Source organism: Thermosipho atlanticus DSM 15807 (assembly GCF_900129985.1).
Classification (GTDB): domain Bacteria; phylum Thermotogota; class Thermotogae; order Thermotogales; family Fervidobacteriaceae; genus Thermosipho_A; species Thermosipho_A atlanticus.
Genome location: NZ_FQXN01000002.1, coordinates 111,603 through 127,215, shown reverse-complemented (window position 1 = coordinate 127,215; position 15,613 = coordinate 111,603). Strand labels below are relative to the sequence as shown.

Annotated in this window: 15 protein-coding genes; 10 read left to right on the top strand and 5 right to left on the bottom strand. The window is 30.3% G+C overall.

Annotated features, from left to right (window positions below; genetic code table 11):
* Nucleotides 1-37: 37 nt before the first annotated feature.
* The gene (locus BUB65_RS02885) at nucleotides 38-1,093 is read right to left on the bottom strand and encodes a mannose-1-phosphate guanylyltransferase (RefSeq protein ID WP_073071998.1); all 1,056 of its coding nucleotides are present in this window, start codon (nucleotides 1,091-1,093) and stop codon (nucleotides 38-40) included.
* Nucleotides 1,094-1,105: 12 nt separating this feature from the next.
* Nucleotides 1,106-1,711: an HAD family hydrolase gene (locus BUB65_RS02880; protein ID WP_073071996.1), complete on the bottom strand. Its 606-nt coding sequence runs from the start codon at nucleotides 1,709-1,711 to the stop codon at nucleotides 1,106-1,108.
* A 153-nt stretch (nucleotides 1,712-1,864) separates the two neighbouring features.
* On the opposite strand from BUB65_RS02880, the gene BUB65_RS02875 reads away from it, so the two are divergent.
* The 5 genes from BUB65_RS02875 to BUB65_RS02855 are packed head-to-tail and all read left to right on the top strand — an operon-like array spanning nucleotide 1,865 to nucleotide 5,959.
* Entirely contained in the window at nucleotides 1,865-3,619 is a 1,755-nt protein-coding gene (locus tag BUB65_RS02875) for an FG-GAP repeat domain-containing protein (RefSeq protein WP_073071994.1), read from the top strand.
* A gap of 4 nt (nucleotides 3,620-3,623) precedes the next feature.
* The gene (locus BUB65_RS02870) at nucleotides 3,624-4,013 is read left to right on the top strand and encodes a hypothetical protein (RefSeq protein ID WP_073071991.1); all 390 of its coding nucleotides are present in this window, start codon (nucleotides 3,624-3,626) and stop codon (nucleotides 4,011-4,013) included.
* A complete protein-coding gene (locus tag BUB65_RS02865; RefSeq protein WP_073071989.1) occupies nucleotides 4,010-4,507 on the top strand; it encodes a pilus assembly FimT family protein in 498 nt (165 codons plus the stop codon). Before BUB65_RS02870 ends, BUB65_RS02865 begins: the two co-directional genes overlap by 4 nt.
* A 4-nt stretch (nucleotides 4,508-4,511) precedes the next feature.
* Nucleotides 4,512-5,510 carry a prepilin-type N-terminal cleavage/methylation domain-containing protein gene (locus BUB65_RS02860; protein WP_073071986.1) on the top strand — a complete coding sequence of 333 codons (999 nt, stop codon included), beginning with the start codon at nucleotides 4,512-4,514 and terminating at the stop codon, nucleotides 5,508-5,510.
* Between the two features lie 11 nt (nucleotides 5,511-5,521).
* Nucleotides 5,522-5,959, top strand: a complete 438-nt coding sequence (locus BUB65_RS02855) for a hypothetical protein (protein WP_073071984.1) — start codon at nucleotides 5,522-5,524, stop codon at nucleotides 5,957-5,959.
* Nucleotides 5,960-5,961: 2 nt separating this feature from the next.
* Here the strand turns inward: BUB65_RS02855 and BUB65_RS02850 are convergent, their stop codons facing one another.
* On the bottom strand, nucleotides 5,962-7,884 hold the full coding sequence (locus BUB65_RS02850) for an IGHMBP2 family helicase (protein ID WP_073071982.1): 1,923 nt from the start codon (nucleotides 7,882-7,884) through the stop codon (nucleotides 5,962-5,964).
* A gap of 101 nt (nucleotides 7,885-7,985) precedes the next feature.
* Between BUB65_RS02850 and BUB65_RS08520 the strand changes: the two genes are divergently transcribed.
* From BUB65_RS08520 to BUB65_RS02835, 4 genes are all read left to right on the top strand, one after another.
* Entirely contained in the window at nucleotides 7,986-8,258 is a 273-nt protein-coding gene (locus BUB65_RS08520) for an SHOCT domain-containing protein (RefSeq protein ID WP_073071980.1), read from the top strand.
* Between the two features lie 29 nt (nucleotides 8,259-8,287).
* A complete protein-coding gene (locus BUB65_RS02840) occupies nucleotides 8,288-8,914 on the top strand; it encodes a hypothetical protein (RefSeq protein WP_073071978.1) in 627 nt (208 codons plus the stop codon).
* Between the two features lie 363 nt (nucleotides 8,915-9,277).
* Nucleotides 9,278-9,409, top strand: a complete 132-nt coding sequence (locus BUB65_RS08500) for a hypothetical protein (protein WP_268807471.1) — start codon at nucleotides 9,278-9,280, stop codon at nucleotides 9,407-9,409.
* Between the two features lie 410 nt (nucleotides 9,410-9,819).
* Nucleotides 9,820-11,712 (top strand): metallophosphoesterase family protein, encoded by a 1,893-nt coding sequence (locus tag BUB65_RS02835; RefSeq protein ID WP_073071976.1) that lies wholly within the window; start codon nucleotides 9,820-9,822, stop codon nucleotides 11,710-11,712.
* 308 nt (nucleotides 11,713-12,020) lie between these two features.
* Here the strand turns inward: BUB65_RS02835 and BUB65_RS08425 are convergent, their stop codons facing one another.
* Both BUB65_RS08425 and BUB65_RS02825 read right to left on the bottom strand, forming a co-directional pair.
* Nucleotides 12,021-12,065, bottom strand: a complete 45-nt coding sequence (locus BUB65_RS08425; protein WP_073072492.1) for a hypothetical protein — start codon at nucleotides 12,063-12,065, stop codon at nucleotides 12,021-12,023.
* Nucleotides 12,066-12,343: 278 nt separating this feature from the next.
* Nucleotides 12,344-14,344 carry a S9 family peptidase gene (locus BUB65_RS02825; protein WP_073071974.1) on the bottom strand — a complete coding sequence of 667 codons (2,001 nt, stop codon included), beginning with the start codon at nucleotides 14,342-14,344 and terminating at the stop codon, nucleotides 12,344-12,346.
* A gap of 259 nt (nucleotides 14,345-14,603) precedes the next feature.
* On the opposite strand from BUB65_RS02825, the gene ord reads away from it, so the two are divergent.
* The gene (gene ord, locus BUB65_RS02820) at nucleotides 14,604-15,611 is read left to right on the top strand and encodes a 2,4-diaminopentanoate dehydrogenase (protein WP_073071971.1); all 1,008 of its coding nucleotides are present in this window, start codon (nucleotides 14,604-14,606) and stop codon (nucleotides 15,609-15,611) included.
* The last annotated feature ends 2 nt before the right edge of the window (nucleotides 15,612-15,613 follow it).

The window sequence follows — 15,613 nt, the reverse complement described above, 5'->3', positions numbered from 1 at the left end:
TTACAGGGCCATATTTTTTTTTTAATGTTTTCTATTTTCATTCATTATTCAACATTTTCTTCTTTATATCCTTTATTTTTTGTATGCTTTGTTTTTTTGAAACAATAAGATACTCGTCTGTTTCAATAATCACGAGATCTTCCACATCATTTAATATTGTTTTTTTCTTACTTTTTACTATATTTCCTTTTGAATTAAAATAAAATATATGTTCGCCTTTTACATTCCCGCTTTCATCTTTATCACTATGTCTTTCGACAGCTGTCCAACTACCAACATCATCCCACCCAAATTCGGAAGGAATAACATATATATTTTCGGCATGCTCCATAACGCCATAATCTATGGAAATATTATCAACCTTTGGATAAAATTCTCTCAGTTTAAGATTATATTCTTCTTCGGAAAAAGTAAATAAACCATCGAGAATATCAAATGTATGAGGTAGAAACTTTTTAATATTGTTTATAATCGTACTTATTTTCCATACAAAAATCCCAGCGTTCCAAAGATACGTACCTTCCTTTAAATATTTTTCAGCCATATTTTTACTAGGTTTTTCTACAAACTTGTCAACTTTTAAAACTGTTTCATTTAAAACAACATTTTCACTATCAATAAATTTTATATAACCATATCCCGTTTCAGGTCTATCTGGTTTTATACCTAATGTTACAATTGCACTTTTATTATTATTAATAAATTCAAAAGCATTTAAAAGTGCTTTTTTAAAGTTTTGAGTGTCTTGTATAAGATGGTCTGCAGGTAAAACAGCTAAATTTACATCTCCAAATTTTCTTTTTATATAAAATGCTGAAAGTCCAATACAAGGAGCTGTGTTTCTACCTACTGGTTCTATAATAATATTTTCTTCGGAAATATTTGGCAACTGTTCTTTTACAAGCTTTAAATATCTTTCACCTGTAACAACAAAAATATTTTCAAATGGTACGATCCCTTCTAATCTTCCAATAGTTTGTTGAATCATTGTTTTATTTCCAAAAAGATTGATAAATTGTTTTGGTTTCTCATCTGTGGAATATGGCCAAAATCTTTCTCCCTTACCACCTGCCATAATAAGAACACAGTTCATCTAATCCCCCCATTAAAAATTTATATATGCTCTCAATTTTGCCTTCAATAACTCCGGTTTCTCAAGATGTATAGTTTTAAAACCTACCTTCTGTCCAGTTAAAATATTTTCAATTTTATCATCAATATATAAAGAAATTTCCGGATTTATATTGTACTTTTCAATTAGTATTTTATAAATCTTTTCATCTGGTTTTATCTCCCCCACATGGCTTGAAATGATCATTCCATCAAAGTATTTAAAAAAGTCATATTTTTTATATACTTTATCAAACGTCACTTTACTAAAATTTGAAAGGATATATAGCTTAAATCCTTTATGTTTCAAAACAGGAATTAATTTTACATTTTTTTCAATTGGAGTTAGGAGTTCTACAACTTTTTCTTTCATATGTAAAATATATTCCCTATATTCTGGATATTTTATCAACTTTTTTTCCCATAATTCTTCTTCTGTTAACTCTCCTTTATCCATCAAATCCCAATCATCTGTATCAAACACAGCTTTTTTTAAAAAATCAGCTACTTCTGTCTTAAATTTCTCTATCATATAACTATACGGATCCCAATTAATCAATACTCTTCCTAGATCAAAGACTATATTATCAATACGGTGCATAAGGTCCCCTCATAAAAATATCTCCTCTCAAAATTAATAAATTTACTTTGCCATTTTTTATTGTATCATAATAATCAAACATATGCTTTTTATTTTTTTATTTATAATTTTATTATGATATAATATTATTTGGAAAACTTAGGAGGTTTTAATATGTTAAAAAGACTTTTAATAACTTATTTGATTTTATTACAAATTGTTTTGATAGCGGGAACTTTTACAGCAAAATTTCCAATTTTAAACTACAGTCAACAATATCCCGAAAAGGCATGGGGTGCAATTTTTATAAAAAACATCGCTACCAGAGTTATTGAAGGCAAAATAGTTGCTGTAAATGTTTATAAAATAAACGCTATTTACGCTGATTCTGATTCGGGACCTTTCAGTGATGTTTCACAAACCTTTGCTGTTGATTATAACAATGACGGATATGCTGATATCATTTCTTTGACATATCATGGAAAGGTTGTGATCAAAGAAAACAAAAAGTTTGATGATGAAGGAAATCTGATTCTAAAAGATATTAGAAAATATTATCTTCCTGTATATAACGGTGATGGTACAATGATTATAGACGACTTTGACAACGATGGAAGTTTAGATATGTTTTCGTATAATTCATGGTTTTATGCACAATATGTGAATGATGTTCTTTCACCAAAACAAATCTCTTACCATAGAATTAACTATTTTAAAGTTAAAATAGACAACAGAAGTGCAGGAAGCGGATTTGTAACTAATTGGACCGTTTCAGCTATGGCGAGTTTTGATTATAACGGTGATGGATTTAAAGATATCCTGTACGTTGATAGAAAAGGAAGATTTTGGGTTTGGTTAAATGATTACAAAAAGGGAATCAACAGATTTTTTAACGAAAAAAATATAATCTTTCTTTTTGAAGATAGAAGTATTTCCTCAGATGAATGGTATGGCGGTGGAGTACTTGATGTTGGAGATGTAAATAATGATGGAATAATTGATATCGTTGCTGGTCACACCAACAAAAAGAATATAATCATCTACTTTGGAAAAATGGTTAATAACAAACTCACATTTAGCAAAAAAAACAGTCTTAAAATAGTAGAAAATGATGGAAAACTGGGCCCAACAACTTTTGTAGATCCTTCCATTCCAAATTCCAAATCCCCAAAAAGTCTTCCAAGTTTTTCACCAACTATTATAAAAATTAGTGATATTGACAGGGATGGATATAAAGATATATTTGTAGGAACTGACGCCTGGAGACAAAGAAAAAACTTTGGAGGTAGTGTTTATCTTTTCAAAGGGGTTGGAATAACTAATGATAATAAACCGCAATATTTAAGTCTTGAACTTGTTCATGGAAGTTATTCATATGAAAATAACCCACCATATGACTTTGACGCTGGAACTATTGGAGATTTAGACAACGACGGAATCCCAGATTTTGTAGCCGCTGACGGGAATCACTCTGGAAATTTCTATAAGATTTTCCCTAGAACCTCGAAACTTTATGTCACAGAAAGGGGAGTCTTAATTAGCGATTATATTCCAAATGTTGTTGGAATCCTACCAAAAGATTTGCCCCAAAATTTTATTAAAAAAATAACTGTAACTTTAAAATTTGATAAAAGCCTTGGTAACGGATTCTTCGAAGTACGATACATAAAAAGCGGAATTAAAGACCCTCAATTAATCGATGTCGACAGCTATCCTTTGGCTCCTGGATGTTTTCCAAAAATGCCTATTCAGGAAGAATTTACTTCTACTATTGTCTTTAACAAGCCTGTGCCCGATCCTCAAATAATCGTAGTTTTATTTCCTGAAAGTGAAACTTCTGCTCCACATCTGGTAGAACTGGAATATATAGTAGAAACTCAACAATCACAAGTAATTATCAAAAATTTCAACTGGTCAAAAGGAGAATAGAGAAATGAAAAAAGGTTCGTTCATTGTAGAAACACTTGTCGCACTACTTATTATTGCAATGGCTGTTGGTATTGCCATTGTCTCAACAGGAAATTTACTTAAAAAGTCTTTAGAAAATAGACACCTTATTGAACTTTCAAACATCTTATTAAACGAAACTGAAACTCTGACGTTCATGGATGTTTCTTTAATTCCTACTGGAACTTCTAAAATAACATACAATGATAGAGAGTACACCATAGAAATCACAAAAGAAATAGAAAATTTGGAAGATATGATCTATATGGTTTCAAATAATCAAAATATTATATTTTCAGATATTGTCGTTGTTAAAGTCCGCGTTACTGCACCTGATGGAAAATACATTGAAACCAGGGTGGTGCCACAACAATGAATAAACATATAAAAAGTGGTTTTACATTAGTTGAATTACTTATAGTTTTAGTTATAACAGCAATTGCTCTCGGATTTGTATATGGATTATACACAACTGTTTATGTAAAATTATCCAATCAAGCTAGGCTTGATAATACCATTCAAAGGATATACTATTTGTTTGTTTCAACCCGCAGAGAAGCATTTTTAAAAAACCAAATTTTCTGTATAAAATATGCAAACAAAAAGTTTTCGTCTTTCGTAGATAACGACCTAGATGGCGTATCTGATAATGGAAATGAAGTTACAGTTGAAATACCAGATGAAATAACTGTCTACATCAACGGTTCTATAACAAACGATATTAAAATCTATTCTCGTGATGCTTTGTTTTTAAAATTCTTCAATGACTCTTTTTCATCTGAATATAGTAATATGGAAATCAAATTGCAATTAGATCAAGATGAAAAAGTTTTAAAAATAACAAACTCATTACCTGAGATTCTGGAGTGATAATATGAAAAAAGCTTTCACTTTTGTAGAATTACTGGTTACGTTGATTATTACTTCCATTACTTTTTCTATAATTTATTTGATTGTTACCAATACCCTTGATTCATACAAAATCTCAAAAACAAACGTAAGAACGTTATATGCTGAAAGTTCTATCTCACTTTTATTCGATATTCTTGACGATGAAGTAAAATTTGCTGGGAGTGGTTCTGAGCTTTTAAAAAATCTCTATGTCCCCACATATATCCCAAGAAGATCTAACTCTTACGTTCAAAAGGGAAGGTTATTCACCGAAATTGTAGATCACGGTTGGCTTATTAATAGTATCGACTATTACGAAGACAAAAATCAGAAAATATTTTATTTGACATATGTTGTAACATATCCTGTTTTTTTCGTTAGAAATAACGATGGAACATATTCTCCATTATATAACGAAAAAGTTGGTGAAATACAATGGGCAATTATCAAAAACAAATTATCACCTGATACTGAAGGTTATTATACAAGGTACGCTAAATTAAAAGTTACCAAATTATCAGGATCAGGTACCTATCCTGGTGAAGTGAAAATAGATGATAAATTTTCAATAAGAGAAGTAAATTTAGCTAATCCAAATAGAACTGTGGAATTAACTTCAGATGATAAATATATTTATCCAATATATAATAGCACTGATTTATTTGCAAAATCTTTTAGACAAATAAGGGTTATCTACGATAAAACATTGGAAAAAGTTTCAATGATAAGGTATTATCCTATGTTAGACATTACAAATAACACCGTAGAGATCGATTTAATAAACGATGTTAAAGATTTTTCAATTTCTGTTATTTACTTTGACAATGGAATTAAAGAAATGGATATAAATACGGCCAAAAACTCCATAGGCTTTGATACAACTACTGTAATAGGGCTAAAATTTACTATAGTATGGCAACCAAATTGGAAAAAAGAACCTATAATAAAGTCAAGAACAATCAACATAGTTTCTAATATGTAAGGGGGAAAAATATGAAAAGAGGACTCGTAAACATTAGCATGGCATTAATTTTACTACTTTTCTCATCATTTGTGGCCCTCATTATTTCACCATTGATGAAAGAAGCAATTGAAATTGAACAGAGAACTTTTGAAAGTATTGAAAATACGTATTCTAAAATTCTATTTTTATCAACTGCAAATATGTGGAAAAAATTTTTGACCGATAATGCAGCTTTCTGGGACGATATTCAAAGTTCAGACGGTAACGCAACGTATACAGAGCTTAATTTCAACAGCTATTTAAAATACAGATTTTCAACTGAGAAAAATATATCATATCTAGTTACTTCAACAACAACCTCTTATATTTTTGTTAGTAAATATATAAGTACAATTGCTGATATAAAAAGAGATGGTTCAGAACTACCTTATAAAACCACCTTTGAATTTGGGTGGCCCGGTTTGTGATATTATTTAAAGGTAATGTACGTACCTTTAACTTTCACAAATTCAATGAATCTTTTATAAACTGGGTGTTTTTTTAATGTCGAACTGTCTCCAATACAAATTAATTTCCTCTTTACTCTTGTAAGAGAAACATTTAACCTTCTTAAATCTGAAAGAAAACCTATTTCACCTTTTTTATTTGATCTTACGAACGAAATTATTATTATCTCCTTTTCTTTTCCCTGAAAACCATCAACAGTATTTATCTCAACGGCCAACTCCATTGACTTTAATAAATCGACTTGATCATCATATGGAGTTATTACACCAATCCATTCTTTCTTTGCACCTAATTTAATAAAATCTTTCACTACATTTTTTATTATTTTCGCTTCGAGACTGTTAAAATAAGAAGTTGAATCACTTTTTCTACTTTCATACCTATTTTTTTTCTTAAAAGTGTCGATAAATATTAATACGTTATTAGCATCAGTTATTTTATTGTTTCCATAAAACCCAAGATCAGACAAAGTTATATTTCCAACAGCCGAAACTAATTTTCCATCATAAAATTCTTTATTGGGGAATTCCATCAGCTTTTCGTTCATTCTATACTGAATTCTAAGTAATTCGCTTTTAAAAGAATACTTTTTAATTAATTTTTCAAATAAAGTTTCAGAAAGCTCTTTTGCTCTTTCTGAAACCACAGTTGGAGGAAGTTGTTTGTGATCACCAGCCAAAACAAATTTTGTAGACTTTGACAGTGGTATGAGTACACTTGGTATCGTTGCTTGAGTTGCTTCATCAACTACTGCAACATCAAATGTAAAATCATTCAAAATCTCCAAAAATGCAGAAGAATTTGTAGAAAATACTACATTTGAATTTTCTATTATATCCTTTGCAATTCTTTCTTCAATTATCTTTATCCTACTTTTTAATTCGTCAATTTGCCGATTTAATCTTATCCATTTTGCCATATTATCAATTACCCATTTAGGTATTCCCCTTGCGGATTTGCCGTTTTCTGAAAGTTTTAAAATCTGCTCTTCAGAAAGTCCCCTTCTCCATTTAGGTATCGGTTTTTGAAACCTTTCCCTTTGTGCAATCAATTGTTCAAACTTATTTTTTAATTCTTTTATCTTTTCGTACATTTCATGATGTTCTATTTTAAAAGCAAGAGTTGAACTTTGTAATTTTTTTGATACCCTCGACGGATGTCCTATTCTAACATGACTTACCTTTTCATTGAGTCTTTCAACGAGATTATCAACCGCCATATTGCTGTCAGCTGTTACTAAAACCTTTCGACCTTTTTTTACTTCTTGAACTATATATTCAACTAATGTTCTTGTTTTTCCTGTACCAAAGGGACCATGAACAAGAAAAAAAGTCGTACTTGATAAAGATTTTGATACAGCTCTTAGCTGTGATTCATTAAGATCACAGTCAAATAATTCTATTTTTTCAGCTTTATCATCATCTAATTTCTTATTCCCAAGCAAAAATTCCAACACTAGTTTCCCTCGTTCAGAAAGATTTTTTAAATTTTCAATCTGTCTTTTATACGTAACATCACTTACATACAAATCAATTCGAACATTTTTAAAATCTTTTGGTAATAAGTTATCCATAGACACAATTAAATATCTTGCTCCTATTTCTACAACTACTCCTTTTAAATCGCTTTTAATTGGGTCACCTTTACTTATTATTACCTCATCTCCAACACCTATTTCTGTTTCTATCAATCTACTCCTTCCAAATTTTACAAGATACATTCCAAGTTCTTCACCAATGACTTTGGGCCTTAGATTTAAAATTGCCCTCCCCCTTTTCTCTCTTTGCTCACCAGATAAATGTTTTATCTCCCATATCATTTTTTTTATCTCTTCGTCTCTTTCATATTCCACAAGTTGAACTAATTTTTTAATATATCCTTTCAATCTGAATCACCTCACAATTAAATTATAACATTAGAAATTCTAAGGTTTTTTTAAGGTTAAACCTGTATAATCAAGATAGAAAAACTAAAGGAGGTGAAACAATGTACTGGTATCATAGTCCTTTTATGTGGCACGATGGATGGTTCGGATGGTTTGGGTGGTTAATGCCAATCATTGGAATAGTTGTATTCATATTTGTTGCATTTTTAATTTATAAATTACTTAAACATATATTTACAGCAAGTAGTTTTCATAACGACACCTATTCTGAAACAACCAACAAAAGTTTAAAAATACTAAATGAAAGATTTGCCAGAGGTGAAATTAACGAAGAAGAATATAAAAGGTTGAAAAATATTATTCTCAAAGGTTAATTTAACATAACACACAAGGAGGTGAAAGTATGAAAAAGTTATCAGTTTTATTAATTTCAGTTTTGTTTATTGGCGCATTATTTGCTTTTCCTTTTAATACTGAAAAACCACTAAACTATCAAGAGATGGTACAAAAATTAAAAAATTTAGAAATCAGTGATCCTGCAACATACATAGGTACAATTAAAGAAGTATATATAGAACTTGATACCGGTCTTTCCAAATCAAAAATTATTCTTGATACAGAAGAAGGAACAGAGATGGAGATTTACATTGGACCAATGTGGAGATTCATTGAACTAAAACCTGGAATGCAAGTTGAACTTCAAGCAGTAGAAGTTAAATTCAACGACAATATTTCTTTCAACTTGGCATTTGAACTTTCTAGCAATGGTATTACAATTGAAATACCTTACAGAAAGATTATTCGAAACAGACTTGAACTTATGAAAAACCTAGCATATCAAAGAAGATTACACCAAAAGTTAATGTTAAGAGGAATGCCAATGTATGGCCCAATGTATGGCCCTATGTATAGTCCAATGTACGGTCCGATGTATGGCCCCATGCATGGTCCAAAGTTTGAAACACCATATGATAATGAACAAGAAATGCCACAACATCCTCCATATACCCCTCCAATGAGAGGAAAATAAACAAAAATGGCGCTCTTTTTGGAGCGCCATTTTTTCTAGTTATCACATTTTTCACTCTGAAGTTATCTACTCTTTGTTTAGGTTTTCCATCTCTACTTAACTCATAATTTTCTCCTTTAAATATTACAAGCTTTGAATCTATCCCAAAATATTTTAATGAAATAAACATTTGTGTTCCTTCCGCAAGCCAACACCTATAATCCGCCTTTTTCAGTTAATTTTTTTATCTTTCCATTCCATTCTTCTTATTTCTCATTCTTTTTCAAATTTAAATCACCTTAGATGGATTATATCATTTTAAATTTCTTTAAGGTAAAATTTGTATTATTTAAGTTGAAAATTTATTAATGAGAGGTAATTTATATGAGAAAAAGCTTTGTATCATTCTTAACGGTTTTGCTTATAGTCGTGGTATTTGCCTTTCAAAATAAATCTGAAAGTTTCATTCGAAGGTTAAAGAGTACTGGTATGAGAAATCCTAAAACGTATGTTTGAACAATTAAAGAAGCGTATATTGTCTCAGGAATAGTTATTCCAAAAATCAAAATAGTACTTATAAGTAAATTAACAGATATAGAAATTTACATAATCAGAACCTGGGATGAAAGTAAAAATTTAAACGGTGGAAATAAGGTTAAACAATGGTGTGAGTTTTAAATTACCTTTGGACTTACGAGTAATGATGTTACAGTGAAAATCCTTATTAAAAAATGCAAGCTTAAGAGCTCTTTTTTTACAAAAATCGAATGTCTCAAACAATATATCCAAAGACGTATAATTATTATCCGTTCACACCATATTTCCAAAAAACAAAATAAGTGTAGCCCTTTAAAGAACCATATTTTTTATTATTTTTATGATATAATATATTACTAAAAACTCACTAAAAAGGAGGTATTTAGTTAATGCGTTTAAAAATTATTTCTTTTCTTTTAATATTCTCTGTTGTAGTTTTTCCATCGATTATTTTTAAGGGAATGACTCCATTTGTGGAAAACGAAAGCTTTGTTTTATCAAATGAAAATGTGGTTGCTTCTATTGGAAATGACGGTCTTCTTGAGAATTTAGCATTGAAGGATACGATGTTTGATGCAGTATATAATATGTATTTTACACTTGACAAATCTAAAGTTTCTTTTGAAGAAATTAAAGTGTCAGATAATAAAAAAATACTAGCGTATGGAACAAATGGTGTCAAAGATGTGATTGTTGAGTATTCGTTAATAAAAGATGGGCTTCACGTCAGTGTGCTTTCTAAAGAGCCTAAGGAATTAAGAGTGTTTTTTAAAGAAAGTGATCTAGACCCTATCTTCTTGAAAGAGAAAAATTATACTTTTATTCAGTGTAGACATGTTGCATATGGTATATTTTTTCCAAATGCACTATCAATGTATAGAATAGGTGCATTAATGTTTTTGTCAATAAAATCTGTTCCTGTAAATGATTACTCCAAATTTGATTTTGATATTATTCTTGATAAAGATATACATCATTTAAAGGAAAAATTAGGTTTGATAGATTATCAAAATAAATACATAGTATTGGATACACAAAATAAACCTGTAGATAATATAAAAGTAGTAATGTTAAATGGTGATACACCCGTAGATGTATCTACTAGTAAACTTAATGGTGAAATTTATTTTTCGGGTAACGGCGATAATTTTAAATTATTGAATGAAGATCTGAAAATAAGAAATTTTACAAAAGATAGGATATTTCTTGATTCACCCAAAGAAACTAAATTTTTATGGAAACCTTATCTTACTGGACTTTCAACGGATAGTGTATATGTAGTATTTAAAGTTAACAAACCTAGTACAGCTGTATTATTTATCAACGGTAAAATGATAGAGGATAACCTTTATGATACATTTCATATGATTAAGGTTGATAATTTAACACCTGCAACCGTTTATGATGTTGAAGTTGTTGCAGCGCAGCTAAAAGAAAAGATATCTTTTAAGACAGCTGGAGATAAAAAATATAAATTTTTAGTTTATGGAGATACTAGGACAAATACCGATTGGCACAAAATTATTTGTGACGAAATGTCGAAAGAAAAGGCACTTTTTGTTCTTCATACAGGAGACCTTGTAGAGAGTGGCCCTCAACTATTTGAATGGGATTTCTTCTTTAATACCGGACATACCCTTTTCTCAAGAACACCTATTATGCCTGTAATAGGAAATCACGAACACAATGCGGTTTACTATTACCAGGCCTTTATGCCCCCCAGAAAAGGTGGAGGAGATTTCTTAAAACAGTGGTATTCGTTTGATATAGGACCTGTGCATTATATTGTTCTTGATAGTAATGTTCAAGAAAATACAAATTTGGATTTTTATCAAACACAGTGGTTGGAAAATGATTTGAAAAAAACTACTAAACCCTATATAATAGTATTATTTCATCATCCCTTTTTCTCAAATGTAAAGGGGAGAGGTCAAGAATTTCGTGAGAAATGGCATAATCTTTTTGTAAAATATAAGGTTTCTGCGGTTTTTAATGGACATATCCATCATTATGAGAGGTTTTTTAAAGATGGTGTAATGTATGTAACAACGGGTGGTGGCGGTGCACCATTTGGATACGGATTGTATTCCAGTGATGTTTCCTATCTACCATTTTCTAAAGCTAGTGCAGCAGGTTATTTGCATTATATTGTTGGAAATGTAGAAGATGGAAGTATTCATTTTGTTGTAAAAGCAGTTGCCAAAGAAGAAAACAGAAAACTTTCCAAAGTATATAAAATTCTTGATGAATTTGATATTTATGCTAGAAATACAAGAAATTAAATAATTTTCCGAACTGAACTTACCCCCACAAGCGGGACAAATAAAAAAAGAAACTATTAATATTTCAAAAGACATGGCTTCAGAATTCTACCGAAGCCATGTTTTTCAATCTTTTTTGAAATATCTATTCATTGTAAAATCTTATGTATTCTGATATCAACCTCTTGTATTCTTCTTTTGTCTTTTCCACATGTATCTTTACCAATTCTTCTTTAATATGTCTTGAATCACCGTCAAGTACAAATTTCTTTCTTTTTGTTTTAATCTCTGCTATATCACTTACAAATTTTTCTCATGCTCTTTTGCTTCTAAAGTTTCTTTTGTACCCTTGCACAAAGGCTCATTTCTTTCATTAATCTGTAAACTTTTTTGTGGTTTATTGTTTTCTTTTCCTTTCACAATACAATTGTTACGTAACGATACTTGTAAATACATTTGTATTTGAAATATATTCCTTTAATTTTTTCTTCAAATGTTTCCTTTTTTTGATCTATCTCTTTTTTGCTAATGAAAAACACCCCCTTCTCGCTTTTATCTTGCCACTCCGGGGGTGTTTTTTTGTTTCTTTTCTCGGATATAGTGCTTTTCTGGAGCGCCATTTTTTCTAGTTATTACATTCTTCATTCTAAAGTTATCTTAAATATTTATTGAACCAACTTGTAATTTCCTGTAACCTTCTTATTCTATGTTTAGGTTTTCCACCTCTACTTAAGTTATGATTTTCTCCTTTAAATATTACAAGTTTTGAATCTATACCAAAATATTTTAATGAAGTAAACATTTGTATTCCTTCCGCAAGCCAACATCTGTAATCCTCATCAGAATGAATAAACAATGTTGGAGTTTTTACTCTGTCTGCATATTTCATTGGAGAATGCCACCAAAGTTTTTCAAAATCACTCCATGGAGTTGCAGCATGTTGATCCTCAACAAAATAATATCCTATGTCTGTTGTCCCAAATTTCGAAATCCAATTTGCTATACTTCTTTGTGATACCGCCGCTTTAAACTTATCTGTATGGCCTATAATCCAGTTGGTCATAAAGCCACCGTATGAACCACCTGTTACTCCTAAACGGTTTTCATCAACAAACGGATATCTTCTTAACACTTCTTCGACAAATTTCATTAAATCGTCGTAGTCGATTCTTCCATACTTTCCTCTGATATCTGCAAATTTACTCCCTCTTCCATCACTTCCCCTTGGATTTGTAAACATTACAACATAGCCTTCATTTGCCCAAACCTGCATTTCATGAAAAAACACCTCTCCATACACAGTTTTCGGACCACCATGTATATCTAAAATTGCTGGATATTTTTTACTAGCATCAAAATTAATTGGCTTAATTATCCAACCTTCAAGTTCCGTACCATCGCCTGCTAAAAATGTAAATCTTTCTGGCTTTGAAATATGTTTTTTAGTTATTACCCATTCGTTAAACGTAGTAATTTGCTTTTCTTCCTCATTCAAATCCAATTTATACAATTCTTGTAACTTGTAATCTTTTAAACCGATAAAGAAAATTTTCCCTTCCTTTACATCAAATCCATCAATCGAACCACCTTTTTTTGTTAATTTTTCTATCTTTCCATTCTCATCAATTCTATTTAGGTACGAACTGTTCCATTCGGTTGTAATAAAGTATAAGTACTTTCCGTCAACTTTTGCATTTATGCTTGAACCATATCTAACATCTGAACCCACACTATTCCATACACTCAGATCAAAATTAGGTGTTAAAAGTTTAACATCTTTTGTAAGGGGATTTAACATGTAAAACTTTGGATTTTCATTGATACCAAATTTTTTCATATCAGTTCCAGCAAAAATTATGGAATCACCTAAAAAATATGCGTAAATATAATTGAAAGGTTCTTTATGTGTTAATGTTTCAAACCTTTTTCCTTCGAAATAATAAATATTTAAATCAGACCTTATTTCCATTTTATCGCTATATCTATTGGAAATATAAAGAATACTTTTTTTATCTTTTGATATGTCAAAATGACTTACACTGGTTAATTCATCTGTAATAGGTTCAAGCTTATTTTCCTTTTGAAAGTAAATATACAATCTCTCTCTTTTTTTGTTTGTAAAACCAACTCCATTAAACCAAAATGGAATTTCATCTAAAACTTCGTAATCTTTTTCTTCTTTCAGTTTTTTTAATACTTCTTGTTTTTCTTTTTCATCTATTTTAGAAAAATCAGGTATTCTTCTATCGTACATAGCTAACAGTATAAACCTATCATTATCTAATTTTTTTATTCTTCTAACTATATACGGAACTTCAAATGCCTTTGTGGCTTCTCCTCCATTTACTTTTATTTTGTAAAAAGAAGTAAAAATCTCACCATTTTCCTTTCTTTTTTTATCTTTTTCATTTCTTACTCCAGGAAAAAGAAGTGTTTCATTATCAAGCCATATAAAATTACTTTCTTGCCCAAATGATGTAAGTTGGAAATTTTTCCCATCTTTCATGTCGTAAATCCATATGTTTGATATATATTTATTCTCTTCGCTATCCATTTTGTGAACTACATAACCTAAAAATCTACCATCCGGAGAAATAGAAATTCCAGAAAGAAATGTAAATTTTAATAAATCCGATACTAATAACTTTTCCATATTCTCCCCCCTTTAAAACATACTCGTAGATATTATAACTCTTTTGCTACTTAAAAACCAAATGGTTCGTATAACTAACTTACTTTGAAATTACATTTTAAAGCATACTAACGCATACTTTTATAAAAACGTGCATAATGATATTTTTTTCACTTCATTAATTTTACGTAAAATTAATTGAATTTAAACAAGATGGAAAACTTTTAAATTACATGATACCATTAAGTTGGAATGTTATAAAAACAAGGAGGTAAAAGATATGAGAATAGTTAGTTGGGGATTTGGAGCAATGGGAAAAGGAATTGCTAAAAATGTTATTGAAAGTAAAAATTTAGAACTTGTTGGCGTAATAGATTTAAATCAAGAATTTATCGGAAAAGATGTAGGGGAAATTTTACAAATGGAAAAAATTGGAATTGTAGTTTCTGATAACAAAGAAATAATAGAAAAAACAAATCCTGATTTAGTTGTAATTGCTACATCTTCTTTTGTTAAGGATGTTCTACCACAAATTGAATATGCAGTGAAAAACCACTGCAATGTAATAACTATAGCTGAAGAAATGGCATATCCTTTTGATTCACACATCAAAGAATCTATGTATTTAGATAGTCTTGCAAAAAGATACGGTGTCACAATTCTTGGAACAGGTGTAAACCCTGGTTTTGTATTAGACACATTAATTATTGCATTAACTGGCGTGTGCAACAAAGTTAATAAAATTGTTGCAAGGAGAATAAATGATCTTTCACCATTCGGTAAAACCGTTATGGAAACTCAGGGTGTTGGAACAACACCAGAAGAATTTGAAGAAGGGTTAAAAAATGGAAAAATTGTAGGACACATAGGATTTCCACAAAGTATCATGATGATTGCAAAAGCACTTGGATGGAACATTACTAAAATAGAGCAGGAAAGAAAACCAATTATTTCAAAGGTTCACAGGGAAACACCTGTAGTAAAGGTGGAACCTGGAATGGTTGCTGGTTGTAACCATTCTGCAAAAGCATACATAGACGACGAGGTAGTTATAGAAATGCAACATCCTCAACAAATTCACCCACACCTTGAAGGTGTTGAAACTGGAGATTATATTGAAATTTACGGAGATCCTGATATAAAACTTGCAATAAAACCGGAGATTCCAGGTGGAAAAGCAACAATTGCCATTGCAACTAATATGATACCAATTGTTGTAAATGCAGAACCTGGTTTAAAATCAATGGCAGACTTGCCAGTACCAAGGTCGATCCTTTCAATCAAATGAGG